Source organism: Salmonella sp. SJTUF15581 (assembly GCF_043356775.1).
In the GTDB taxonomy this organism is placed as follows: Bacteria; Pseudomonadota; Gammaproteobacteria; order Enterobacterales; family Enterobacteriaceae; genus Salmonella; species Salmonella enterica.
Genome location: NZ_JBEUJY010000005.1, coordinates 238,516 through 260,254, shown reverse-complemented (window position 1 = coordinate 260,254; position 21,739 = coordinate 238,516). Strand labels below are relative to the sequence as shown.

General features: G+C 50.9%; 23 protein-coding genes. 18 read left to right on the top strand and 5 right to left on the bottom strand.

Annotation, left to right across the window (positions count from 1 at the left end; translation table 11 throughout):
- The first annotated feature begins 59 nt into the window (after positions 1 to 59).
- From ABVN36_RS11885 to ABVN36_RS11850, 8 genes are all read left to right on the top strand, one after another.
- Entirely contained in the window at positions 60 to 512 is a 453-nt protein-coding gene (locus ABVN36_RS11885; RefSeq protein ID WP_001519640.1) for a DUF1198 domain-containing protein, read from the top strand.
- Positions 513 to 864: 352 nt separating this feature from the next.
- Positions 865 to 1,608, top strand: coding sequence for a GntR family transcriptional regulator (locus ABVN36_RS11880; protein ID WP_000854956.1), 744 nt, complete (start codon positions 865 to 867; stop codon positions 1,606 to 1,608).
- 17 nt (positions 1,609 to 1,625) lie between these two features.
- Complete coding sequence (locus ABVN36_RS11875; RefSeq protein ID WP_001152237.1) at positions 1,626 to 2,099, top strand: PTS sugar transporter subunit IIA; 474 nt, start codon at positions 1,626 to 1,628, stop codon at positions 2,097 to 2,099.
- Positions 2,096 to 2,383, top strand: a complete 288-nt coding sequence (locus ABVN36_RS11870) for a PTS sugar transporter subunit IIB (protein WP_023138057.1) — start codon at positions 2,096 to 2,098, stop codon at positions 2,381 to 2,383. The genes ABVN36_RS11875 and ABVN36_RS11870 overlap by 4 nt, the downstream gene beginning before the upstream one ends.
- Before the next feature lie 75 nt (positions 2,384 to 2,458).
- Positions 2,459 to 3,817, top strand: a complete 1,359-nt coding sequence (locus ABVN36_RS11865; protein ID WP_000997824.1) for a PTS galactitol transporter subunit IIC — start codon at positions 2,459 to 2,461, stop codon at positions 3,815 to 3,817.
- Positions 3,810 to 5,294, top strand: a complete 1,485-nt coding sequence (locus tag ABVN36_RS11860) for an L-fuculokinase (protein WP_001113560.1) — start codon at positions 3,810 to 3,812, stop codon at positions 5,292 to 5,294. The genes ABVN36_RS11865 and ABVN36_RS11860 overlap by 8 nt, the downstream gene beginning before the upstream one ends.
- A 62-nt stretch (positions 5,295 to 5,356) precedes the next feature.
- Positions 5,357 to 6,217, top strand: coding sequence for a class II aldolase (locus ABVN36_RS11855; protein WP_001131798.1), 861 nt, complete (start codon positions 5,357 to 5,359; stop codon positions 6,215 to 6,217).
- A 9-nt stretch (positions 6,218 to 6,226) separates the two neighbouring features.
- The gene (locus ABVN36_RS11850; RefSeq protein WP_000621109.1) at positions 6,227 to 6,496 is read left to right on the top strand and encodes an HPr family phosphocarrier protein; all 270 of its coding nucleotides are present in this window, start codon (positions 6,227 to 6,229) and stop codon (positions 6,494 to 6,496) included.
- 90 nt (positions 6,497 to 6,586) lie between these two features.
- Here the strand turns inward: ABVN36_RS11850 and ABVN36_RS11845 are convergent, their stop codons facing one another.
- Complete coding sequence (locus tag ABVN36_RS11845; protein WP_001274839.1) at positions 6,587 to 6,910, bottom strand: DNA-binding transcriptional regulator; 324 nt, start codon at positions 6,908 to 6,910, stop codon at positions 6,587 to 6,589.
- Complete coding sequence (locus ABVN36_RS11840) at positions 6,894 to 7,253, bottom strand: type II toxin-antitoxin system RelE/ParE family toxin (protein ID WP_023138056.1); 360 nt, start codon at positions 7,251 to 7,253, stop codon at positions 6,894 to 6,896. Before ABVN36_RS11840 ends, ABVN36_RS11845 begins: the two co-directional genes overlap by 17 nt.
- Before the next feature lie 215 nt (positions 7,254 to 7,468).
- On the opposite strand from ABVN36_RS11840, the gene nepI reads away from it, so the two are divergent.
- Positions 7,469 to 8,662: a purine ribonucleoside efflux pump NepI gene (gene nepI, locus ABVN36_RS11835; RefSeq protein WP_001004796.1), complete on the top strand. Its 1,194-nt coding sequence runs from the start codon at positions 7,469 to 7,471 to the stop codon at positions 8,660 to 8,662.
- A gap of 59 nt (positions 8,663 to 8,721) precedes the next feature.
- Here the strand turns inward: nepI and ABVN36_RS11830 are convergent, their stop codons facing one another.
- The gene (locus ABVN36_RS11830; protein WP_112324589.1) at positions 8,722 to 10,104 is read right to left on the bottom strand and encodes a glycoside hydrolase family 1 protein; all 1,383 of its coding nucleotides are present in this window, start codon (positions 10,102 to 10,104) and stop codon (positions 8,722 to 8,724) included.
- A gap of 105 nt (positions 10,105 to 10,209) precedes the next feature.
- A complete protein-coding gene (locus tag ABVN36_RS11825) occupies positions 10,210 to 10,503 on the bottom strand; it encodes a YicS family protein (RefSeq protein WP_023138298.1) in 294 nt (97 codons plus the stop codon).
- A gap of 196 nt (positions 10,504 to 10,699) precedes the next feature.
- On the opposite strand from ABVN36_RS11825, the gene dagR reads away from it, so the two are divergent.
- The 8 genes from dagR to ABVN36_RS11785 all read left to right on the top strand — a co-directional run bounded on the left by dagR (position 10,700) and on the right by ABVN36_RS11785 (position 19,410).
- Entirely contained in the window at positions 10,700 to 13,498 is a 2,799-nt protein-coding gene (dagR, locus tag ABVN36_RS11820; protein WP_023137574.1) for a transcriptional regulator DagR, read from the top strand.
- A 218-nt stretch (positions 13,499 to 13,716) separates the two neighbouring features.
- Positions 13,717 to 14,142: a PTS sugar transporter subunit IIA gene (locus tag ABVN36_RS11815; RefSeq protein ID WP_000214106.1), complete on the top strand. Its 426-nt coding sequence runs from the start codon at positions 13,717 to 13,719 to the stop codon at positions 14,140 to 14,142.
- 10 nt (positions 14,143 to 14,152) lie between these two features.
- Positions 14,153 to 14,638 carry a PTS system mannose/fructose/N-acetylgalactosamine-transporter subunit IIB gene (locus ABVN36_RS11810; protein ID WP_001284295.1) on the top strand — a complete coding sequence of 162 codons (486 nt, stop codon included), beginning with the start codon at positions 14,153 to 14,155 and terminating at the stop codon, positions 14,636 to 14,638.
- A 145-nt stretch (positions 14,639 to 14,783) separates the two neighbouring features.
- Positions 14,784 to 15,533: a PTS sugar transporter subunit IIC gene (locus ABVN36_RS11805; RefSeq protein WP_000380259.1), complete on the top strand. Its 750-nt coding sequence runs from the start codon at positions 14,784 to 14,786 to the stop codon at positions 15,531 to 15,533.
- Positions 15,530 to 16,390 (top strand): PTS system mannose/fructose/sorbose family transporter subunit IID, encoded by an 861-nt coding sequence (locus ABVN36_RS11800; protein ID WP_001526325.1) that lies wholly within the window; start codon positions 15,530 to 15,532, stop codon positions 16,388 to 16,390. The genes ABVN36_RS11805 and ABVN36_RS11800 overlap by 4 nt, the downstream gene beginning before the upstream one ends.
- Before the next feature lie 3 nt (positions 16,391 to 16,393).
- Positions 16,394 to 17,503, top strand: coding sequence for a D-glucosaminate-6-phosphate ammonia lyase (gene dgaE / locus ABVN36_RS11795; protein WP_000188468.1), 1,110 nt, complete (start codon positions 16,394 to 16,396; stop codon positions 17,501 to 17,503).
- Entirely contained in the window at positions 17,490 to 18,233 is a 744-nt protein-coding gene (locus ABVN36_RS11790) for a 2-dehydro-3-deoxy-phosphogluconate aldolase (protein ID WP_001186140.1), read from the top strand. The genes dgaE and ABVN36_RS11790 overlap by 14 nt, the downstream gene beginning before the upstream one ends.
- Before the next feature lie 235 nt (positions 18,234 to 18,468).
- Positions 18,469 to 19,410: an Rpn family recombination-promoting nuclease/putative transposase gene (locus ABVN36_RS11785; RefSeq protein ID WP_000749540.1), complete on the top strand. Its 942-nt coding sequence runs from the start codon at positions 18,469 to 18,471 to the stop codon at positions 19,408 to 19,410.
- Between the two features lie 42 nt (positions 19,411 to 19,452).
- Here ABVN36_RS11785 and ABVN36_RS11780 read toward each other — a convergent pair whose 3' ends face one another.
- Positions 19,453 to 20,355, bottom strand: coding sequence for an EamA family transporter (locus ABVN36_RS11780; RefSeq protein WP_000535970.1), 903 nt, complete (start codon positions 20,353 to 20,355; stop codon positions 19,453 to 19,455).
- 506 nt (positions 20,356 to 20,861) lie between these two features.
- Between ABVN36_RS11780 and ABVN36_RS11775 the strand changes: the two genes are divergently transcribed.
- Positions 20,862 to 21,557, top strand: coding sequence for an MgtC family protein (locus ABVN36_RS11775; protein ID WP_000392697.1), 696 nt, complete (start codon positions 20,862 to 20,864; stop codon positions 21,555 to 21,557).
- Positions 21,558 to 21,739: the final 182 nt, after the last annotated feature.

Below are 21,739 nucleotides of genomic sequence, written 5' to 3'. Positions count from 1 at the left end.
CGTCGACAGTTATAAATTTACCGTTATGATGGGCATCCTGTTTGGTGACGGATGTGCGCATGATTTGGTTGATTCTGGCCACGTTTGTGGTGGTGTTTATTGTGGGTTTTCGGGTGCTGACATCGGATACCCGCCGGGCGATTCGCCGCCTGAGCGAACGTCTGAATATTGATGTAGTGCCGATAGAATCGATGATTGATCAGATGGGTAAAACGGCGGGCGGTGAATTTTTACAGTATCTGCATCGCCCTGATGAGTCGCATTTGCAAAATGCCGCTCAGGTGTTACTGATCTGGCAAATGGTGATTGTCGATGGCGGCGATCAGAATTTGCAGCGGTGGCATCGCTTGCTGCAAAAAGCGCGTTTAGCCGCGCCGATCACCGACACACAGGTACGGCTGGCGCTGGGCTTTTTGCGCGAAATGGAACCCGATATGCAGGAGATCAACGCGTTTCAACTGCGCTATAACGCCTTTTTTCAGCCGGAAGAGGGTGTCCACTGGCTGCATTGATACTCTTCACTATCTCGTTAACAAAAGACGAGATGAATGAGGCTGGCAAGGGCGGAGAGCCACGATTAACGGTCGGATGGCGCGATTCATCGTTAGCCAAATAAAGCGTAGCCGCCATCGTATTTGCTAAGGGTGAACCACAGAAGTAACGTACCGAATAACCGCTAACGACGCCAAAACGTCAGAGACTTGTAGCTCATCATTTCCGTGACATATATCACGGAAATGTGATCTTGTTTTGAACACTAAAACTGTGACTCCTTGCCATACCTCCTGTCTCAAAATTTCTTATCATAAACTCGAAGTTGTACATGATTGTCTATAGACAACTCTAAATGTTTAGGCGCGCACCATGAAAACATTGAGTAAAAGTTCACACATCCCACTGTATCAACAGGTTGTGGAGTGGATAAGGGAAAGTATTTATAGCGGAGAATTGGTTGAGGATGACCGGATACCTTCAGAGTTTCAAATCATGGATATGCTGGAGGTGAGTCGCGGTACCGTTAAAAAAGCGGTTGACCAACTTGTCCGGGAAGGTGTTCTTGTGCAAGTGCAGGGTAAAGGAACTTTCGTAAAGAAGGAAAATGTTGCTTACCCACTGGGTGAAGGTTTGCTCTCCTTTGCTGAAGCCTTAGCCAGCCAGAAGATAAACTTCACAACCAGTGTTATAACCTCCCGACTGGAGCCCGCTAACCGCTTTGTAGCAGAGAAACTGAGTATCAAACCGGGACAAGATGTTTTATTTCTTAAACGCCTTCGTTGTATTGGCGATGAAAAAGTCATGTTGATTGAAAATCGTATCAACATTGATCTCTGCCCCGGTATTATTGATGTAGATTTTACCAGGGAGAATTTATTTTCAGCAATAGAAAGATTATCTGATAAGAAAATAAGTTTTTCTGAAAGCCGTTACGCAGCTAAATTAATTGGTAATGAGCGAGGCCATTATCTTGATATTGGTGAAGACGCACCTGTTTTGCATTTGGAACAGTTGGTATTTTTCTCTAGAGGATTGGCCATTGATTTTGGTAACGTCTGGTTAAAAGGTAATAAATATTATCTTGGCACTATTTTACAGCGCCTGGATGCCTAACTAGCAAAGAGGAAGCTATGCAGGATATTCATTTTCGCCGTCATTATGTTCGCCACCTCCCTAAAGAGGTGAGTCAGAATGACATAATCAAGGCTCTTGCCAGTCCGTTAATTAACGATGGTATGGTTGTATCTGATTTTGCCGATCACGTCATTACGCGAGAACAGAATTTTCCAACGGGTCTACCGGTTGAGCCTGTAGGTGTCGCTATTCCACATACTGATCACAGGTATGTTCGCCAAAACGCCATTAGCGTTGGAATACTGGCAGAACCCGTCAATTTCGAAGATATGGGCGGGGAACCAGATCCCGTACCTGTCAGGGTGGTGTTTATGCTTGCTTTAGGTGAAAGCAATAAGCAGCTCAACGTACTGGGTTGGATTATGGATGTGATCCAGGATGAGGATTTTATGCAGCAGTTACTGGTCATGAATGATGATGAAATTTATCAGTCAATTTACACACGCATATCTGAAAGAGGTGAAGTATGAGTAAAATGATACTATTTGTTTGCGCAACGGGTGTTGCTACTTCCACGGCTGTGGCAGAAAAAGTAATGGAATATTGTAAAGATAATGGGCTTGATGTTAATTATTCACAAACTAATGTAGCCTCATTGCCAAACAATACCGATGGTGCAGCTTTGGTTGTATCAACAACGAAAGTTCCTTATGAACTGGATATTCCGATTGTTAGTGGCCTGCCAATCATTACCGGAGTAGGTGAAGATAAAGTTCTTGAAAAAATAGTTTCAATCCTTAAAGGCCAAGCCTGATTTCATAAATAAAAAACAGATAAATTATCCAGGCGCTAACGCGAGGTCTGGTCACATCTGAATAAGAGGTCGGATATGAATGATATAGCACATACTCTCTATACCGTTGTGCAATATGTCCTGGGATTTGGCCCAACGGTTTTATTGCCGCTGGTCCTTTTTTTCCTGGCATTGTTCTTCAAAGTAAAACCCGCTAAAGCACTTCGCTCATCGTTAATTGTCGGAATAGGGTTTGTCGGAATTTATGCCATCTTTGACATACTCACCAGCAACGTAGGCCCGGCTGCACAGGCAATGGTTGAGCGAACTGGTATTAGCCTTCCTGTTGTCGATTTAGGCTGGCCACCATTGGCCGCAATTACCTGGGGCTCACCAATCGCACCCTTTGTCATTCCGCTGACGATGCTGATTAATGTCGCCATGCTGGCCCTGAATAAGACACGTACTGTTGATGTCGACATGTGGAACTACTGGCACTTTGCCCTGGCTGGAACGCTGGTTTACTACAGCACAGGGAGTTTTGTTTTGGGTCTGTCCGCAGCCGCTATTGCCGCGATCGTGGTTCTCAAACTGGCGGACTGGTCAGCGCCATTAGTGGCAAAGTACTTCGGTCTGGAAGGTATTTCACTTCCGACCCTGTCATCTGTCGTCTTCTTTCCAATTGGATTGCTGTTCGACAAAATTATCGACAAGATCCCTGGTGTTAACCGTATTCATATTGATCCGGAAAACGTTCAGAAAAAAATGGGAATCTTCGGCGAGCCTATGATGGTGGGTACTATTCTGGGGGTCTTGTTGGGCATCATTGCCGGGTATGACTTTAAACATATCCTGTTGCTGGGGATCAGCATTGGCGGTGTCATGTTCATTCTTCCGCGTATGGTACGAATTTTGATGGAAGGTTTATTACCTCTGTCTGAAGCCATTAAGAAATATTTGAATGCCAAATATCCTGGCCGTGATGATCTCTTTATCGGACTGGATATCGCGGTAGCAGTAGGTAACCCAGCCATTATATCTACAGCACTGATTCTGACACCCATCTCTGTCTTTATTGCATTCCTTCTTCCTGGCAATAAAGTCCTGCCACTCGGAGACCTTGCGAACCTGGCAGTCATGGCTTCCATGATTGTACTGGCATGTCGTGGCAATATTTTCCGGGCTGTGATAACCGCAATTCCTGTTATTGTCGCCGACTTGTGGATTGCGACCAAAATTGCGCCATTTATTACCGGTATGGCTAAGGATGTCAATTTCAAAATGGCTGAGGGGTCAAGTGGTCAGGTATCAAGCTTCCTTGATGGCGGTAACCCCTTCCGTTTCTGGCTGCTTGAAATATTCAACGGAAATATTATTGCTATCGGGCTGATTCCTGTGCTTGCGCTGATTATTTATGGTGTTTTTCGCCTGACAAAAGGAACGGTCTATGCCTGATTACCACGCAGCGCTTGTCATTGACATTGGCACAACTAACTGCAAAGTCAGCTGTTATTCCTGTCATGACGTGTCAGTTCTGGAAGTCCGCAAGTTTCCGACGCCAACAATATCGTCGGACAAAGGCGAGGTAGATTTCGATATCGAAGCGCTGTGGCAGGCACTGCGACTGGTAATGGCTGAACTGGTGGCTTCAGTACCGTTTCCGGTAAAAAATATCAGTATTGCGAGTTTCGGTGAGTCTGGCGTCTTTGTGGATAAGGAGGGCGTCATTCTTACCCCGATGCTGGCCTGGTATGATCGACGTGGTGAATCTTATCTCTCGTCATTAAGCAAGGCAGAGGCTGAAGAACTGTATTCTATAACGGGATTGCCACCTCACAGTAATTACTCAGCATTTAAAATGAGATGGTTGCTTGATAACTACTCCTTGCATGAAAGAAAAGATATCTGCTGGTTACATGCTCCAGAAGTGTTGTTGTGGCGAATGACAGGTGCGAAAAAGACGGAAATATCCCTGGCCAGTAGAACGTTGTGTCTGGACATTGCTCGCCGTACCTGGTCTCGTAATGCTGCCGGGATTCTCGGCATACCGTTCGGTGTACTGGCTCCGTTGATAAAGCCGGGTGAAGTGGCCGGATGGGTGACTGCAACGCTCAGGCAGGAGTTGGGATTACCACATGAGGTAAAAGTCACCCTGGCCGGACACGATCATATGGTCGGTGCCCGCGCATTACAGATGCAACCGGGCGATGTGCTGAATTCTACCGGCACGACAGAGGGTATTTTACTGCTGAATACACAGCCAACGCTTGATGTGCAGGCTCGCAGGGATAAGCTGGCAAATGGTTGTTACTCCGATGGTGAATTTTTCACGCTTTTCGCTTCTCTGCCTGTCGGCGGTTATGCGCTTGAATGGGTGAAAAAAACCTTTCGTTTAACTGATAAGGAAATAAGCACAGGCCTGGAAAAAGCCATGGAGCAATACCTCAAACCTTCCTGGTCTGTCGAGCATGTGCCGGTATTTATTCCTCATTTGCGGGGCTCGGGTTCGCCAAATAAAAATCGGCACACTCGTGGCCTGCTTTTTGGTCTGACGGATTCACTTCCTCCGGAGTCTCTGCTTGAGAGTGTCTTTATTGGCCTGGCGATGGAGTTTGCACACTGTCACGGGTGCTTTAATATCCCGGCGGGCAGGACAGTAAAAGTCATTGGTCCTGCGGTGAAAAACCCATACTGGCTCCAGTTGAAGGCTGACATCCTCCAGTGTCCAATTGAGGCCATTGCTTTTGATGAAACCGTCTCCCTTGGAGCATTGTTGATAGCCTGTCCGAATGTTGTCCCCCCGACTGTTCCTGTGGCTGATCGATATTTTCCTGACGCGGTTCGTTCTGCAAAGTTGAAAATATATCAGCAGCAATGGCTGTCATTTTATCAATTTAAACTGCGGCAAGAAGGGGCGCTTATTGGTGAATAACTGTGATAACTCAATAGTTCGATAATTTACTTACACTGCTCACATAAATATCTGGAGTTAATATGCCTTTAGTCAATGGTAGGATCCTGCTCAATTGTATTCAGGAAAAACATGTCCTTGCGGGTGCATTTAATACAACGAACCTGGAGACAACAATTTCCATTCTTAATGCAATAGAACGTTCCGGATTGCCCAATTTTATTCAAATTGCTCCTACTAATGCACAGCTTTCAGGTTACGATTACATTTATGAAATTGTTAAGCGGCATGCCGACAAAATGGATATTCCTGTCAGCCTGCATCTGGATCATGGGAAAACTCTGGAAGATGTTAAGCAGGCTGTCCGGGCCGGATTTACCTCAGTAATGATTGATGGCGCGGCGCTACCGTTCGAAGAAAATATTGCATTTACCCGAGAAGCTGTCGATTTCTGTAAATCATTTGGTGTTCCCGTCGAAGCGGAATTAGGCGCTATTCTGGGTAAGGAAGATGATCATGTCAGCGAGGCTGACTGCAAAACTGAACCTGAGAAGGTTCAGCGCTTTGTTGAGGAGACAGGGTGCGACATGCTGGCAGTGTCAATTGGTAATGTACATGGTCTTGAAGATATCCCACGCATTGATATCCCGCTATTACAACGCATCGCGTCTGTCAGTCCGGTACCTTTGGTTATTCATGGAGGTTCTGGTATTGACGCGGATATTCTTCGCAGCTTTGTTAATTACAAAGTAGCCAAAGTGAATATTGCGAGTGATTTGCGTAAAGCCTTTATTACTACTGTCGGTAAGGCTTGGGTAAATAATAACAACGAGGCTAATCTGGCACGTGTCATGGCGAACGCAAAACAGGCAGTTGAGGATGATGTTTATTCTAAAATTAAGATGATGAATAAAAATCACTCAGCATTCCGCAAAGTCTCTTAAGGAAAATATATGATTAGACAAACAGTACGCGTTATGAACAGTACGGGGCTTCATGCGCGGCCAGCCGCTACACTTGCGAAAATTGTCAAAAAATACCAGTCTTCATTAACGCTAGTTAATAATGACAAAGAAATTCCCATTAAAGGAATGATGAGTATTTTGGGGGCTGGCGTAAAGGGAAACACAATGATTGATTTAATTTGTGATGGACAGGATGAACTGGCTTTTATGGATGAATTAAAATCTGCATTTGCTGATGGCTTTGGTGAGTCAGTATAGTGCAATTCCCATCAAACGGCGCAGGAAGTTGTAGAGGCTTCCTGCACTCATGATCGTATGAATAGCCTTAACAGACCATCGGTAAAACCCTCATACCAGCACCTTTAGCCCGTGTTTTTGGACAACATTAAGTAGTTTCAGTGAGATCCCGCTGGGACGCTTGGCGCCGCTTTCCCACTTTTGAACCGTTGATACGCTGGTATTCAGGTACCGAGCGAAAACCGGCTGGCTAACGTTGAGTTCTTCTCGTAACGCTTTTATTTCAAGTGGCTGCAGGTCTTTGATGCTGCTTAAGCAGGTCGTGTCAAAACTGCGCATTGTCTCCGGGGGAATGGCATCCACGCTAAATAATCCAGATGCCGCGCTATGAATCGCTTCAAAGGCAGGGCTTTTGAATTTAGTTTTTGCTGACATGGCGCACCTCTATCAGTTCTTTGTTATTAATGAGTGCCGTTATCTGATCTTCGGTCAGGCAAGCATAGTGTTTTGCTAACTCACGGAAACCCGCGAGTTCGCGATAGCTAATGTTGGCCATATCCTGTTTGGCATACAGGAAGGTGTAAAACCAATGTTCGCCTCCCTTTGCCAACACGATTGCGCGATCGCGGTTTTGATTGAGACGTTTTTTATAAACTCCGCCGCCGAGATTATCTGCTTTTCCTTGCAGTACGGCGTTGATGGCCTCGCTTAACTCGTCGTCTTTTATCGTGTGGGGCTTCGCTTCTCTGTTAAACCACCTGGTTTTGAAGGTTCGCATCAGATTGACATCCTGTAATCTAAAGTATAGCACCAGGTGATACACTATGTCTTACCTTTTGGTTTTGCACGCAGCGAGAGAAGATAATTCTCAACGCTCGACCAGCCTCGCAAAATGCAGCGCAACAATGTCAGTTGCTAAAATGTTAATCAGATCACATTTTGTAATGTTACACTGCGTGGATTTTCCGCACTAAAACGACGCAGGTAACCACAATGAATGAAAATATCGCAGAAAAATTCCGCGCTGATGGGGTTGCCAGGCCTAACTGGTCAGCCGTTTTTGCCGTGGCGTTTTGTGTCGCCTGCCTGATTACCGTTGAGTTTTTGCCCGTTAGTCTGTTGACGCCGATGGCGCAGGATCTGGGGATCTCCGAGGGCGTCGCCGGTCAGTCGGTCACCGTTACGGCGTTTGTCGCGATGTTTTCCAGCCTGTTCATTACCCAGATTATTCAGGCGACCGACAGGCGTTATATCGTTATTCTGTTCGCCGTTTTGCTGACGGCTTCTTGTCTGATGGTCTCCTTTGCCAACAGCTTTACGCTGCTATTGCTGGGCCGCGCCTGTCTTGGGTTGGCGCTGGGCGGATTCTGGGCGATGTCGGCGTCGCTGACCATGCGACTGGTTCCCGCGCGTACCGTGCCGAAAGCGCTGTCGGTGATTTTTGGCGCGGTTTCCATCGCGTTAGTGATCGCCGCGCCGCTGGGCAGTTTTTTGGGCGGTATTATTGGCTGGCGTAATGTCTTTAACGCCGCTGCGGTGATGGGCGTACTGTGCGTCATCTGGGTGGTGAAATCACTGCCGTCGCTGCCGGGCGAACCTTCTCACCAGAAACAGAATATGTTTAGCCTGTTGCAACGCCCTGGCGTGATGGCCGGGATGATCGCCATCTTTATGTCTTTTGCCGGGCAGTTCGCTTTCTTTACCTATATTCGCCCGGTCTATATGAATCTGGCGGGCTTTGACGTTGATGGTCTGACGCTGGTGTTGCTCAGTTTTGGTATTGCCAGCTTCGTTGGCACTTCTTTCTCATCTTATGTCCTGAAACGTTCGGTAAAACTGGCGCTGGCCGGTGCGCCGCTGCTACTGGCGCTGAGCGCGCTGACGCTCATTGTGTGGGGAGGCGATAAAACCGTGGCGGCGGTCATAGCGATTATCTGGGGGCTGGCGTTTGCGCTGGTGCCGGTGGGATGGTCAACGTGGATCACTCGTTCCCTTGCCGATCAGGCGGAAAAAGCCGGTTCCATCCAGGTCGCGGTGATTCAACTGGCAAATACCTGTGGCGCGGCGGTGGGCGGTTATGCGCTCGACAATTTCGGGCTGCTTTCGCCGCTGGCGCTTTCCGGCGGTCTGATGCTGTTGACGGCGTTAGTCGTGGCGGCGAAAGTCCGTATTACGCCAATGAGTTGATATTGCTGCCATTTGTAGGCCGGATACGACGTTAGTCGTTATCCGGCAATAATAAATGCTTAATCAAAACCGTTATGCTCTGCGGTGGCGGCAAACCATTCTCCGCTTTTTTTCACCGTGCGCGTTTGGGTGGCTAAATCCAGTTGTACAAAACCATAGCGATTTTTATAGCCGTTCAGCCATGACCAGTTATCGATAAAGGTCCACATGTGGTAGCCAAGACAGTGACCGCCCTCGCTAATGCCTTTATGCAGCCATTTAAGATGCTCAGAGATAAAGTCAATCCGGTAATCATCGTGAATCTGTCCCGCTTGCACAAAACGCTGCTCGTTCTCAACGCCCATCCCGTTTTCGGAGATAAAACAGCGCGGATTGCCGTAATTATCCCGTAGGTTGGTAATGATGTCGTAAATTCCTGGCGCGTAAATTTCCCAGCCGCGGTAAGGGTTCATCTTGCGCCCCGGCATGTCGTAATAGTCAAATAACCACTCCGGCATAAACGGCGCTTGCGGATTCACCGCCGTATCACGGCATTTCACGCGGCGCGGCTGATAATAGTTAATCCCCAGTAAATCGATTTTGCCATCGGCAATAAGCTGACGGTCGCCTGGCTGACAGGCAGGCAGCTGGTCATAGGTTTTCAGCAGCGCCACCAGCTCCGCCGGGTATTCTCCCTTTAATACCGGGTCAAGAAAACTGCGGTTGAATAACAGATCCGCATGATGCGCGGCTTGCACATCGGCGGGATGCTGCGAGCGTGGGTAGGACGGCGTCAGATTCAGCACTACGCCGATTTCACCGTCGTAGCGCCCGGCGCGCCAGGCGCGCACGGCGGTCGAGTGCGCCAGCACGGTATGGTACGCCACGGTGGCCGCACGTTTAAAATCCACCACATTGGGATAGTGGAAGTCGTACAAATAGCCGCCTTCCACCGGCACAATCGGCTCATTAAAGGTAAACCAGTGCTTCACGCGGTCGCCAAACAAGGTAAAACACGCTTGCGCGTACCGACCAAACGCCTCTACGACGTCGCGATTTTCCCAGCCGCCTTTCTCCTGCATGACCATCGGCATATCAAAATGGAACAGCGTAATAAACGGCGTGATGCCCTGCGCCAGTAGCTCGTCGATGACGTGATTGTAGAAGCTCACCGCTTGTGGATTCACCTCGCCTACACCGTCTGGAATGAGCCGCGCCCAGCTTAGCGAGGTGCGAAAACTGTTGTGTTTTAACTGTTTCAGTAGCGCGATGTCTTGCTTCCAGTGGCGATAGAACGTTGAGGTTTCCGCTGGACCGACGCCCTGATGAAAACGACCCGGCTGGCGCTCGAACCACACATCCCACGTGGTCTGGCTTTTACCGCCATTCAGACTATCCCCTTCGGTTTGCAACGCTGAGCAGGCGCTGCCCCACCAGAAGTTATCGGGAAAACGGTATCGCATTGTCGTACTCCTTGATCGCGTAAATTCGCTCCAGAATACGCGGTTTTAGCGAACAGAAACCGGTTACAGTCCGCATTTTCGCGACCAAAAAACGGAAAAGGTGTGCTACATCTCCGGGCATTCCACCTTACCGAGAGCCTGCCAGTAGTTATGCTGATTGTTGCGCTCTATCGCGATCATCGCCTCCCGAATATGCTGCTGGTTCCCCTCGCTCGCCATGATTTTTTTCTCCCAGGCTTCATCGGTTAGCGCGCCTTTGGGCGTACACATTTTGCGCAAATCCTTTAAAATCGTATTTTTTTCATGCACCGACTGGAGTGAGCTAAACGGAGAGTCGGCATACGTGACGCCCGGTAGCGCGACAAGTGTGGCAATAAGCAGAAGCGTTTTTCGTTTCATAAACGGTATCCTTATCGGTTTGCACTTTTTCAAGAGTAAGTGTAGACCGTGCGACGTTCACTCATCGGGGCGTGCTATCCGTTGGCGTTGAAGTCAGGCAAAAGTGGGAAGGCGGTTTCTCGCTGCGCCTTCACTTTCTTGCGTGGCAGAATAGTGTATGTTCTGACTACTCTTTTATTTCGTAAGCGGTAGTGTAATGAGACGTATTGAGATCGTACTGGGAGAGCTGGAACGGCTGACGCGCGGGCTATGCCTTGCCGATTTGGCGCAGGAGACGGCGTTTACGGCGGAGGCGATAGGTTTCAATCTTGGGCTGGCGCGTAACTCCGTCAGCAAAGATCTCAATCAGTTATGGAATGACGGCCTGGCAATCAAAAGCCGTGGCCGCCCGGTCTATTTTCTGCATCGCCAGGCGCTGGAAACGTTGCTGGGACGTCAGCTGGAAGAGTCTGAACGCGAAGTGCGGTCGGTGGCGGATGTGCTGCCGCATGAAGAGCATTACGCGCCCGACGATCCGTTTACCAGCCTGATTGGTTACGATCGCAGCCTGCGCGATGCGGTAGAAAAAGGCCGTGCGGCGGTGCTCTATCCGCACGGTTTACACGTTCTGCTTACCGGGCCGTCCGGCGTCGGTAAAACCTTTTTTGCGGAACTGATGCACCGTTTCGCCTGTGAACAGGCGAGCGGCGCTATCCCGCCGCTGGTCTACTTTAACTGCGCGGAATACGCCCATAACCCGGAACTGCTCTCCTCGCATCTGTTTGGTCATCGGCAGGGGGCGTTTACCGGCGCGAATGAACATAAAACAGGCCTCGTGGAGCAGGCGGACGGTGGTTATCTGCTGTTGGACGAGGTGCACCGTCTGTCTTATGAAGGGCAGGAAAAGCTGTTCTCTATTCTGGATAAAGGCGAGTACCGTCCGCTTGGCGTGAGCAGCCAGCCGCGATCAATTTCGGTACGTCTGATTTGCGCCACTACCGAGCCGGTCGGGTCGGCGCTGTTACGTACTTTCCAGCGGCGTATTCAGGTATGCATTGATTTGCCGGGCATTCGCCAGCGCTCTGTTGAAGAACAGATCGAACTGATCGTGGGGTTCTTACAGCGGGAAAGCCGCAAAATAGAACGCACGGTCAGCATTGATAAACCGTTGTTGCTCTGGTTGCTGAATAAACCCCTGGAAGGCAATATCGGTCAGCTAAAAAGCGATATTCAGTTTCTCTGCGCTCAGGCGTGGGCATCGGGAATGACCGAGCATAACGACACGCTACAGCTGGATAAGCGGCTGGCGGAGATGTCGGTTAACCCGACGCCGGAACAGCGTCTATTGGTGGATACTCTGTTTGACGGTAAAGCGCGGCTAAATATAGACGCGCGCACGCTGCCCGCATTGAAGACGTCGCTGGCGACCGGGGCGGAAATTGAAGAGAGCGACCTCTTTTACAGCTTCCTGACGCGCGAGTATGTTAATTTGCGCAACAGTAACGTCCCCCCGGCGGAGACGCTGGCGATCCTGAAAAATAAACTCAGCTCGATTTTTGAATACGGTCTCTACAGCCGCGACAGCGTGGCGCATCCGCCGCGCTATGGCGACCAGATTGAAGAGCGCGTGACGCTGCTGATTGGCTGCGTAGAGCAGGTGTTGGGATTTTCGCTGCCGGAAAATCTGGTTAACCCACTGCGTAAACACTTCCTGGCGCTGATAGGCTACGTGCAGCGCGGCCTGATCCCGCAGCTTTACTCTTCCAGTTTGATCCTGGATCGCTGCAAAGACGAATATGACAACGCCACGCTGCTGTGTCGGAAAATCAACGAACTGCTGCATATTCAGTGTCCGGCGACGGAAGTGGTCTGGTTATGCCTGTTCCTGAAAGAGTGCCGCCATTATCGTCAGCGCATCGATGCCAGCCCCGACTGCGGGGTCATTTTGATCGCCCACGGCGCGACCACCGCCACCAGCCAGGCGCAATATGTCAACCGCGTGCTGGAGCGCGAGCTGTTCAGCGCCATCGACATGCCGTTTGAACAGTCGGTGCATGACACGCTGGAAACGCTGACCCAAATGATTCAAACCCGACAATATCGGCGGCTTATCCTGTTGGTGGACATCGGTTCATTGATCCATTTCGGCAGTACGATCAGTAAATTATTCCAGATAGATGTTTTGCTCATGCCGAATATCACGCTGACCAGTCTGCTGGAAGTCGGGCTGGATTTAAGCTATGAAACCAGCGACTTACCACAGTTGACGGCGCTCCTGCAGAGTAAAAATATCCCCTGCCAGCTTTGTACGCCGCAGCAGGAGAACGGCGGCAAAGTGCTGGTCATCTCCTGTATTACCGGCATGGGAACGGCGGAAAAAATCAAAAAGGTGTTGGAGGAGAGCTTTGGCGAACTGATGTCGCAGGACACCAGGATGGTGATCCTTGATTATAACGAGGTACGAAGTCTGGAGCGCGTTCAGCAGGCATTGAATGCCAGCGAGCGGCTGGCGGGGATTGTCGGCACTTTCCAGCCAGGGCTGCCGGATATTCCGTTTATTTCGCTGGAAGAGCTTTTCTCCGAACAAGGGCCGGAACTGGTGTTGAGCCTGTTAACGCCCGATCTGTCCAACGCTGAACGCCGTCTGGAGATGGAGCGCAGCGCCATGCGCTTTATCAGCGCGCTAACGATGGAGAGCATCATCAACCATATTTCCGTGCTTAACCCGCAGCGTATTCTGAAAGAGATGGAGGGCGTTTTTAACCATCTGACGTCTTCGCTTTCCCTGAAACCAAGCCGCCAGGTGACACTGCGCTTCCTGATCCACTGCTGCTGTATGGTAGAGCGTATTGTGATTAACCGAAAACCGTTACAGATGGCGCTGGAACGTCAGCCGAATCTGGACGCGCGCGCGTTTAGTGTCATCAAATCCGCTTTTCTGCCCATCGAAGACGCCTACGCCATCCGTTTATCGGATGCGGAATATTTTTATATCTACGAACTGCTCTATAGCTAATCCTTTTACTGGCGGGGCTTCGCGCCTCGCCAGACCTTTCTTCTTCCTCGCGTGACACAAATTCTGGCACAACCTTTGCTCTTCTGATGATGCGTTATGCCGGATAGCGGCGTAAACGCCTTATCCGGCCTACCGGGAGCGTTCTGTAGGCCCGGTAAGCGCAGTGCCACCGGGCAATATATGCCGGTGTTCTCATGTAATTGCGCCAGGAGGCCATTTTGACTACCACACAACCGTTGCCCCACATCCTGCTGCTGACGCATGGCGGCTGGGGACAACCGCTTTGCAACAGCCTGCGTATGGTCACGGGCGAAATTAAAGGCGTGACGGAAATCGCGCTAATGCCTGTCGATACGCTGGGCGAGTTTTATCAACGCGTCGAGGCCGTGGTGAAAACGCTGCCGGAAGGCTCGCTGATCCTGACGGATTTTGTCGGCGGCACGACATCCAACGTCGCGGCGCGACTAAGCGCCGATTATCCGGTGGCGGTGATTGCCGGACTGAATGCGTCGCTACTGCTGGAGGCGCTGGACAGGCGCGAACAAGGGATGCTAACCGCCTGCGTGGACGAGTTAGTTGAGGCCGGGCGCAGTAGCTGCCTGGATGTGGTCGCCCATGTACGTCAGCTACAACAATCACTCTAAGGAAAACATCATGGCCAATATCGTTTTATGCCGCATCGACAGCCGTCTCATTCATGGGCAGGTTGTCACGAAGTGGGTCGGACAATCTCAGGCGAACCGGATAGCCGTTGTGAGTGATGAACTGGACGCCGATCCGTTTATGAAAAATATCTACCTGATGGCGGCGCCGCCAAATATCAAAGTGGATTGCTTCGGCAACCAGAGTTTTGCCGCTGCATGGAAAGAAAATCAGCTTGGCGACGGTAACGTGCTGGTGCTTTTTCCCTCACTGGCGGCGGTGCAGGACGCCATACAATTGGGCTTTGACGTCACCCGCATTCAGGTTGGCGGTCTCGGCGGCGGGCCAAACCGCAAAGCGGTTTTTCAGAATATTACGCTGGATGAAAAAGACGTCGGCATTCTTAACGACCTGAAAAACCGTGGCGTTCAGGTATTTTTCCAGACCATTCCGGAAGATAAGCCGCAGCCGCTCGACGATATCCTGAAAAAATTCTAACCCTTTAATAGACACAAAATCATTCTGGATGCATCAAGGCGGCAACTGAGTGAATCCCCTGGAGCTTACTAAAGTAAGTGACTGGGGTGAGCGAAGGCAGCCAACAAAGAGGCAGCCTGAAGGATGAAGTGTATAGGATAACACTATGGATACCTTACTCTTTGCAAGCCTGATGGGGTTGTATTACTGGTTTGCCCGTTTACGCCTCGGCTACACCTTCTCCGCGATGCTGTTACAACCGGTGGTGATCGCGGTATTTGTCGGGCTTTTGCTTGGCAATATGCAGACCGCGATGATCATCGGCGCAGGGATGCAGCTCGTTTATTTGGGCGTGACCTCAACGCCGGGCGGCAACGTGCCGTCGGACCCGGCGCTGGCGGCCTGTATCTCCATTCCTATCGCGGTGAAGGCCGGTATGGACCCAAACCTGGCGATCGCGCTGGCAATCCCGTTTGGCGTGATTGGCGTGTTTCTCGATCAGCTTAGGCGCACGCTGAACGCCGCCTGGGTGCATATGGCGGATAAACACGCGGAAACGGCAAACATGGCGGGCATCATGCGTTGCGCCTTTCTTTACCCGGCATTGCTGGGGCTGGTGCTGCGCTTCCCGGTGGTCTTTGCCGCTAACTACTTTGGCCAGGATGTGGTGGAAAGTTTCCTTAAACTGATGCCGCACTGGTTAACCCACTCCTTTGAAATCATGGGCGGCATTCTGCCGGCGCTGGGCTTTGCCATCACCATTATGGTGATCGGTAAAAAGAGCCTGCTGCCGTGGTTTATCGGCGGGTTCTTCGCGGTGTTGTACCTCAAGGTCGACATCATGGCGATGGCCATCTTCGGCACCTGTGTCGCCTTCCTGATTAAAGGCCTGGCGAAAAATGAAGGAGCAGCATGATGAGCAGTGACGTAATGCAACATGAACTGGTTGAGCGCGCGCGGGAAAGCGGGGCGCTGACCAAAGCAGATATCACCAAAGCCTGGTTTATCTACTGGCTGGGCGCCGAGGTTTCCAGCTCCTATGAGCGCTTACAAAGCCTGATTTTCTGCGCCTCGATGACGCCGATCATCAAAAAACTTTACCCACAAAAAGAGGAGCAGGTAGAAGCGCTAAAACGCCACCTTAACTTCTTTAACTCCGAGCAGACCTTCGGCGCGGTGATTCAGGGCATCTCTATTGCCATGGAAGAACAAAAAACGCGCGGCGAGCCGATTAACGACTCGTCTATCACCGGCATTAAAACGGGCCTGATGGGGCCGCTTGCCGGGATGGGCGACTCGATTATCTGGGCGGCGGTGATGCCGCTGTTGATAGCGATCTTTATTCCGTTCGCGGCAAATGGCAGCGCGATGGGCGGTATTATCCCGCTGATTCTCTACCCGGCGATCACCCTGGCGATCAGCTACGGCATGGTCCACAAGGGATATACGCTGGGGCGTGATTCGATTATCGGCCTGTTGCAAGGGGGGCGAATCAAAGAACTGATCTACGGGGCCAACGTGCTGGGTTTGATCATGATGGGCGCGCTTTCCGCCAGCTACGTCAAAATCACCACGCCGTTAAAAATTAGCGCTTTGAAAGGATCTGAAGTGGTGGTTCAGCAGATCCTCGACTCTATCGCGCCGGGCTTACTGCCACTGGCGGCGGTATTCGCCATCTACTTCTATCTGGTAAAAAAAGGGCCGCGCTACACCACCATTTTGCTGTCGATTGTCGCACTGAGCATAGTCTGTTCGTTGTTGGGAGTGCTGTAAATCATGACGCCGAATATCTATCAACAACTGGGGTTGAAAAAGGTCATTAACGCCTGCGGCAAAATGACCATTCTGGGCGTCTCAAGCGTCGCGCCGGAGGTCATGCAGGCCACCGCGCGCGCGGCTTCCGCTTTCGTCGAGATTGATGCGCTGGTGGAAAAAACCGGCGAACTGGTATCTCGCTATACGGGTGCTGAAGATAGCTATATCACCTCGTGCGCCTCGGCGGGTATTGCCATTGCCGTCGCTGCCGCCATCACCCACGGCGATCGGGCGCGCGTCGCCCTGATGCCGGACAGTACCGGTATGGCCAATGAGGTAGTGATGCTGCGCGGGCATAACGTTGACTACGGCGCGCCAGTCACCAGCGCCATTCGTCTTGGCGGCGGGCGCATAGTGGAAGTGGGGTCGAGCAATCTGGCGGCCCGCTGGCAACTGGAAAGCGCCATTAACGAAAAGACCGCCGCGCTACTCTATGTGAAATCACACCATTGCGTACAGAAAGGCATGTTGAGCATTGACGATTTTGTACAGGTGGCGCAGGCCAACCACCTGCCGTTGATTGTCGATGCCGCGGCGGAAGAGGATTTGCGCGGCTGGGTGGCGAGCGGCGCGGATATGGTTATCTACAGCGGCGCAAAAGCCTTTAATGCGCCAACCTCCGGGTTTATCACTGGTAAGAAAACGTGGATTGCCGCCTGCAAAGCGCAGCACCAGGGGATTGCCAGGGCAATGAAAATCGGCAAGGAAAACATGGTTGGGCTGGTGTATGCGCTGGAGAATTACCACCAGGGCCAGACGACCGTGACCGCAGCACAGTTACAGCCGGTCGCGGAAGCGATTTCCGCCATCCATGGACTTTATGCCGATATCGAACAGGATGAGGCCGGGCGTGCAATCTGGCGTATTCGTGTGCGGGTGAACGCATCTGAATTGGGGCTGAATGCGCAGGACGTCGAAGCGCAGTTGCGCGGCGGCGAGATAGCGATTTACGCCCGCAAATATCAGCTTCATCAGGGGGTTTTTAGCCTCGATCCACGCACGGTAGCCGAAGGGGAAATGGCATTGATTGTGGCGCGACTCAGGGAGATTGCAGAACATGCAGCAGATTAATTTTTATCGTCAGCGGGTAGCGATTAACGTGCTGGCAAAGGATATCGCCAACGCGAAGGCTATCTATGAAGCCGCCGAAGGCCATGCGGTCATTGGCGTACTTTCCGCGCAGTTCGCTACGGTAGAAGAGGGCGTGCCGGAGGTGAAACGCTGGATGGCGGAGGTGCCGTCTATCTCAGTGGGTCTGGGCGCAGGCGACCCGGCGCAGTACTACAAAGCGGCGATGATTGCCGCCCATACTCACCCGGCCCACGTTAACCAGACCTTTACCGGCAGCGGCTTCGCGGCGGGCGCGCTGGCGGCGACAGGCGGCGAGCAAACACATATTAACGCCCTGGTCAGCCCGACGGGAACGCCTGGCGAGGTGTTGATTTCTACCGGCGTCAGCAGCAGCCAGGGAACGCCAGCCCGCGTTTCCTGTGAAGCGGCGGTACGCATGATGCAGGATATGGGCGCACATGCGGCGAAGTTTTTCCCGATGGGCGGCGAAAAGTCGTTACCGGAACTCTATGCGCTGGCGACAACCGCCGCCCGCCACGGCATGACGCTCATCGAGCCGACCGGCGGTATCTCACTGGATAATTTCGGTATTATCCTGCAAACCTGCCTGGAAGCAGGCGTGCCGCGCGTCATGCCGCATGTTTACAGCTCGATTATCGATCCGCAAACCGGCAATACGCGCCCCGAAGACGTCATTCGGTTGATGGAGATAGTCAAAGCGCTGGTGTGAGATTTATCGCCGAAGAGCGCTGCGTTTACCTGGCCTACAGATGACGTGTATTTGTAGGCCCGGTTAGCGTTACGCTATCGGGCGATAATGCGTAGCAGGCTGGGCAAAAATGTACGTATTGCAGCCGTCAGTGATTCCCTTTCGAGCCTCCTCGCAGGGTAAAATTTTCCTGAATGCTGTCTGTATTTTTGGCGAGTACAGTGGCGTCATCTTATTCCTCAGGTGACGGATCGCCATGAAAAAAAGTCCCACGTCCACACCTCATGATGCGGTATTCAAAACGTTTTTACGCCATCCGGATACCGCGCGGGATTTTCTCAATATTCATCTTCCCCATTCGCTAAGAATACGTTGCGATCTGACGACGTTGAAACTGGCGCCAGACAGTTTTATCGAGAAAAATTTACGCGCGTTTTATTCCGATGTCCTTTGGTCGCTAAAAACGTGTGAAGGCGACGGTTATATCTATGTCGTTATAGAGCATCAGAGTACGCCGGACGCGCATATGGCGTTTCGGTTAATGCGTTACGCGACTGCCGCGATGCAGCGCCATCTGGATGCTGGCCATAAAACGTTACCGCTGGTGATTCCCATGCTGTTTTACCATGGCGCGAAAAGCCCGTATCCCTTTTCGCTTTGCTGGCTGGATGAGTTTGACGATCCTGCGCTGGCGCGTCAGCTTTATGCGACGGCATTTCCACTGGTAGACATTACAGTGGTGCCGGATAACGAGATTATGCAGCATCGACGTATCGCGATGCTGGAGCTGGTACAAAAGCATATACGTCAGCGCGACCTGATGGGATTGGTCGAGCGCTTAGCGGTACTTCTGATTACGGGAAACGCTAATGACAGTCAGCTAAAAGCGCTGTTTAATTATTTGCTAATACAGCATGGCAGCACGCCTCGTTTTGGCAAGTTTATCCGCGAGGTGGCGCGTCGTGTTCCCCAACACAAGGAGAGATTAATGACGATCGTAGACAGAATACGTGAATCGGGGCGCAGAAAAGGTAAGCGTGAAGGCGTGCAACAAGGCATACAGCAAGGTATACATCAAGGTAAGCAGGAGGAAGCCTTGCGTATTGCGCATACGATGCTGGAACAGGGGATCGAGCGAGAGATGGTGCTGATGATTACCGGGCTTTCTGACGAAGAGATTAAGGCAAAGCGCCATTAAACTTTTCCCTCTTCCGCCCGGTCATCGTGATTATCAACGGCGTTAAGCGGCCCGCGCGCGTCGACGGGAATCGAGGGAGATCAGAATCACTGACGAGAGAATGAGCAGCGTGCCCAGCCAGTCCGGCAAGGTAAAACTAATCCCCAACAGCAGTAGCGACAGCAGGGCGCTGCTTAACGGTTCCGCGCAGCTTAAAATGCTGGCTTTGGGGCCACCAATCAGTTGCGCGCCTTTCAAATAGAGGCTGAACGTCAGCGACGTACCGATCACCACCAGGTAGAAAAAGGCCAGAATCAGACTGCCGCTCACCGCAAAGTGCGTTCCTTCTTTAGCGTAGAAGGGCAGCAGAATAAGGCCGCCAAAGGACATACTCCAGCCGACCACTGGCAGCGTGCCGTATTGGGCGATTAGCCTGGAAGGCCAGGTCGTATAAAAGGCGGCGGCAAATGCGGAGGCGATACCCCAGAACAGCGCGCCTGAAGAGATCGACAGCGATGTTGGATTGCCGTGAGTCACCAGTAAAAAGGTGCCGATAAGCGATGTAAGAATGGCGGTTAAGACCAGAATGCCTGGTCGTGTTCTTCGCGCTAATGCAAACCACGCGACAATAATGGTCGGCGATAAAAATTGCAGCACTGTCGCGGTGGCGGCATTGGATTTTTCAATCGTGAGCAGGAAGGTTAGCTGAACGGTGAGCGCGCCCACCACGGAGAAAATCAGCAGACTCAGTGCATCTTTGCGGTTTTTAAGAATTGAAAATATCTTATCGCCGTGCATAAAGGAGAAGGTCACCAGTATCAGCCCGGCGAATAACAAACGTATCATCGTCAGGAACTGTGACGACATACGGCTTTGCTCCATGATGTACTGCGCGCAAACGCCTGAACTCCCCCACAATACGGCGGCAATCAGGACGTTTAGCATCCCTTTTCTGGTGGAACCCATTTTTTCCTCGTCATGTTGTTTTATTTTTTTACGTGCAGGCATCATAACAGAGCTATCGCCGGCATTAAGCAGGAATTTATTGTTTAATGATTTCAGACGAGCCTGTTATTGACATAATATTGTCATTTTTTTGTCATAGGAAAATATCAAACAAACTTAAACAAATCGTCACTATCCCCGCCTTTGCACTTTACAGAACATATTGACTGACTATAATAAGCGCAAATTCATGCAGGAGTAATATGTTGGACAGTCACTTTTACGTAAATCATCTGGCAAGTTAACGCACGCTATTCCTGCGCTGCTTGCCGAACCGGTGGGCAGCAATCTCCCCTTGTGACGATTGTCATCCCAATAATGTTACAACACGCGCATTGTCGCGAGGTAATCGTCATGTTCATGTTTAAACACGCTTTATTTCCTCCGCCGTTAACACGACGCTAATTGCCTCAGGGCAGAAATTTGTCGTGTGCTAAATATAGCACGTACTTATTCTTCCAGAAAAAATGGAGGAACGTATGTTAATGTTTCCTTATATTTTGAATTTACTGGCCGCTATGCTGTTGGGCGCGCTGATTGGCGCGGAAAGACAATGGCGTCAACGTATGGCGGGATTACGCACTAATGCGCTGGTGGCGACAGGCGCCGCCGTTTTTATTCTGAGCTCCATGACGACATCGCCAGACAGCCCCGGGAGAATTGCGGCGCAGATTGTCTCTGGTATTGGCTTTCTGGGGGCGGGCGTCATCATGCGCGAAGGGATGAATGTGCGCGGACTGAACACTGCGGCAACGCTATGGTGTTCGGCGGGCATCGGCGTGTTATGCGGCTTAGGGCAGTTCAAAAATGCGCTGGCGGCGACGATCATTATTCTTTGTGCCAATATTTTATTGCGTGAAGCGGCGCAGCGTATAAATCAACTCCCGGTATCCGCCGAGGCAGAAAAACGTTATATCCTGAAAGTAACCTGTAATAAAGAAGATGAGAGCGCGGTTCGTCAGTGGTTACTGAATATCGTAAAAGAGGCCGCGATCTGTTTACAAGGGTTAGGTTCGGTCCCCGCTCAGGAACAGGGCTATAAAGAAATTCGTGCCGAGCTCGTGGGTCATGCTGATTATCGTAAAACGCGAGAACTGATTATATCCAGAATAGGTGATAACGATAATATCACCGCAATTCACTGGAGCATTGATAGTCAATAATAGTTTTTTATTCAATTGCAACATTACGCCAGACGTATAAGGAGGGAATGATGGATATTCCCGAGTCGATAAAATAAAACCCACTCAAAATAGTGAGTAAGCAATAACCTTTTTTATGCATAGATAATTCTCCCGGGGCATTCACCTTCAAATCGTGAGTTTACTATTCCCTGGGCGTGATA

Bases quoted from the DNA above. Each gene is read 5' to 3' on its own strand.
- ABVN36_RS11780 (WP_000535970.1), bottom strand. From the start codon at position 20,355: ATGGGTTCCACCAGAAAAGGGATGCTAAACGTCCTGATTGCCGCCGTA.
- ABVN36_RS11810 (WP_001284295.1), top strand. From the start codon at position 14,153: ATGGCCAATATCGTTTTATGCCGCATCGACAGCCGTCTCATTCATGGG.
- nepI (WP_001004796.1), top strand. From the start codon at position 7,469: ATGAATGAAAATATCGCAGAAAAATTCCGCGCTGATGGGGTTGCCAGG.
- ABVN36_RS11805 (WP_000380259.1), top strand. From the start codon at position 14,784: ATGGATACCTTACTCTTTGCAAGCCTGATGGGGTTGTATTACTGGTTT.
- ABVN36_RS11840 (WP_023138056.1), bottom strand. From the start codon at position 7,253: ATGCGAACCTTCAAAACCAGGTGGTTTAACAGAGAAGCGAAGCCCCAC.
- ABVN36_RS11885 (WP_001519640.1), top strand. From the start codon at position 60: ATGATTTGGTTGATTCTGGCCACGTTTGTGGTGGTGTTTATTGTGGGT.
- ABVN36_RS11775 (WP_000392697.1), top strand. From the start codon at position 20,862: ATGGAGGAACGTATGTTAATGTTTCCTTATATTTTGAATTTACTGGCC.
- ABVN36_RS11870 (WP_023138057.1), top strand. From the start codon at position 2,096: ATGAGTAAAATGATACTATTTGTTTGCGCAACGGGTGTTGCTACTTCC.
- ABVN36_RS11855 (WP_001131798.1), top strand. From the start codon at position 5,357: ATGCCTTTAGTCAATGGTAGGATCCTGCTCAATTGTATTCAGGAAAAA.
- ABVN36_RS11850 (WP_000621109.1), top strand. From the start codon at position 6,227: ATGATTAGACAAACAGTACGCGTTATGAACAGTACGGGGCTTCATGCG.
- dgaE (WP_000188468.1), top strand. From the start codon at position 16,394: ATGACGCCGAATATCTATCAACAACTGGGGTTGAAAAAGGTCATTAAC.
- ABVN36_RS11825 (WP_023138298.1), bottom strand. From the start codon at position 10,503: ATGAAACGAAAAACGCTTCTGCTTATTGCCACACTTGTCGCGCTACCG.
- ABVN36_RS11830 (WP_112324589.1), bottom strand. From the start codon at position 10,104: ATGCGATACCGTTTTCCCGATAACTTCTGGTGGGGCAGCGCCTGCTCA.
- ABVN36_RS11880 (WP_000854956.1), top strand. From the start codon at position 865: ATGAAAACATTGAGTAAAAGTTCACACATCCCACTGTATCAACAGGTT.
- ABVN36_RS11800 (WP_001526325.1), top strand. From the start codon at position 15,530: ATGATGAGCAGTGACGTAATGCAACATGAACTGGTTGAGCGCGCGCGG.
- ABVN36_RS11845 (WP_001274839.1), bottom strand. From the start codon at position 6,910: ATGTCAGCAAAAACTAAATTCAAAAGCCCTGCCTTTGAAGCGATTCAT.
- ABVN36_RS11790 (WP_001186140.1), top strand. From the start codon at position 17,490: ATGCAGCAGATTAATTTTTATCGTCAGCGGGTAGCGATTAACGTGCTG.
- ABVN36_RS11875 (WP_001152237.1), top strand. From the start codon at position 1,626: ATGCAGGATATTCATTTTCGCCGTCATTATGTTCGCCACCTCCCTAAA.
- ABVN36_RS11865 (WP_000997824.1), top strand. From the start codon at position 2,459: ATGAATGATATAGCACATACTCTCTATACCGTTGTGCAATATGTCCTG.
- ABVN36_RS11860 (WP_001113560.1), top strand. From the start codon at position 3,810: ATGCCTGATTACCACGCAGCGCTTGTCATTGACATTGGCACAACTAAC.
- ABVN36_RS11785 (WP_000749540.1), top strand. From the start codon at position 18,469: ATGAAAAAAAGTCCCACGTCCACACCTCATGATGCGGTATTCAAAACG.
- dagR (WP_023137574.1), top strand. From the start codon at position 10,700: ATGAGACGTATTGAGATCGTACTGGGAGAGCTGGAACGGCTGACGCGC.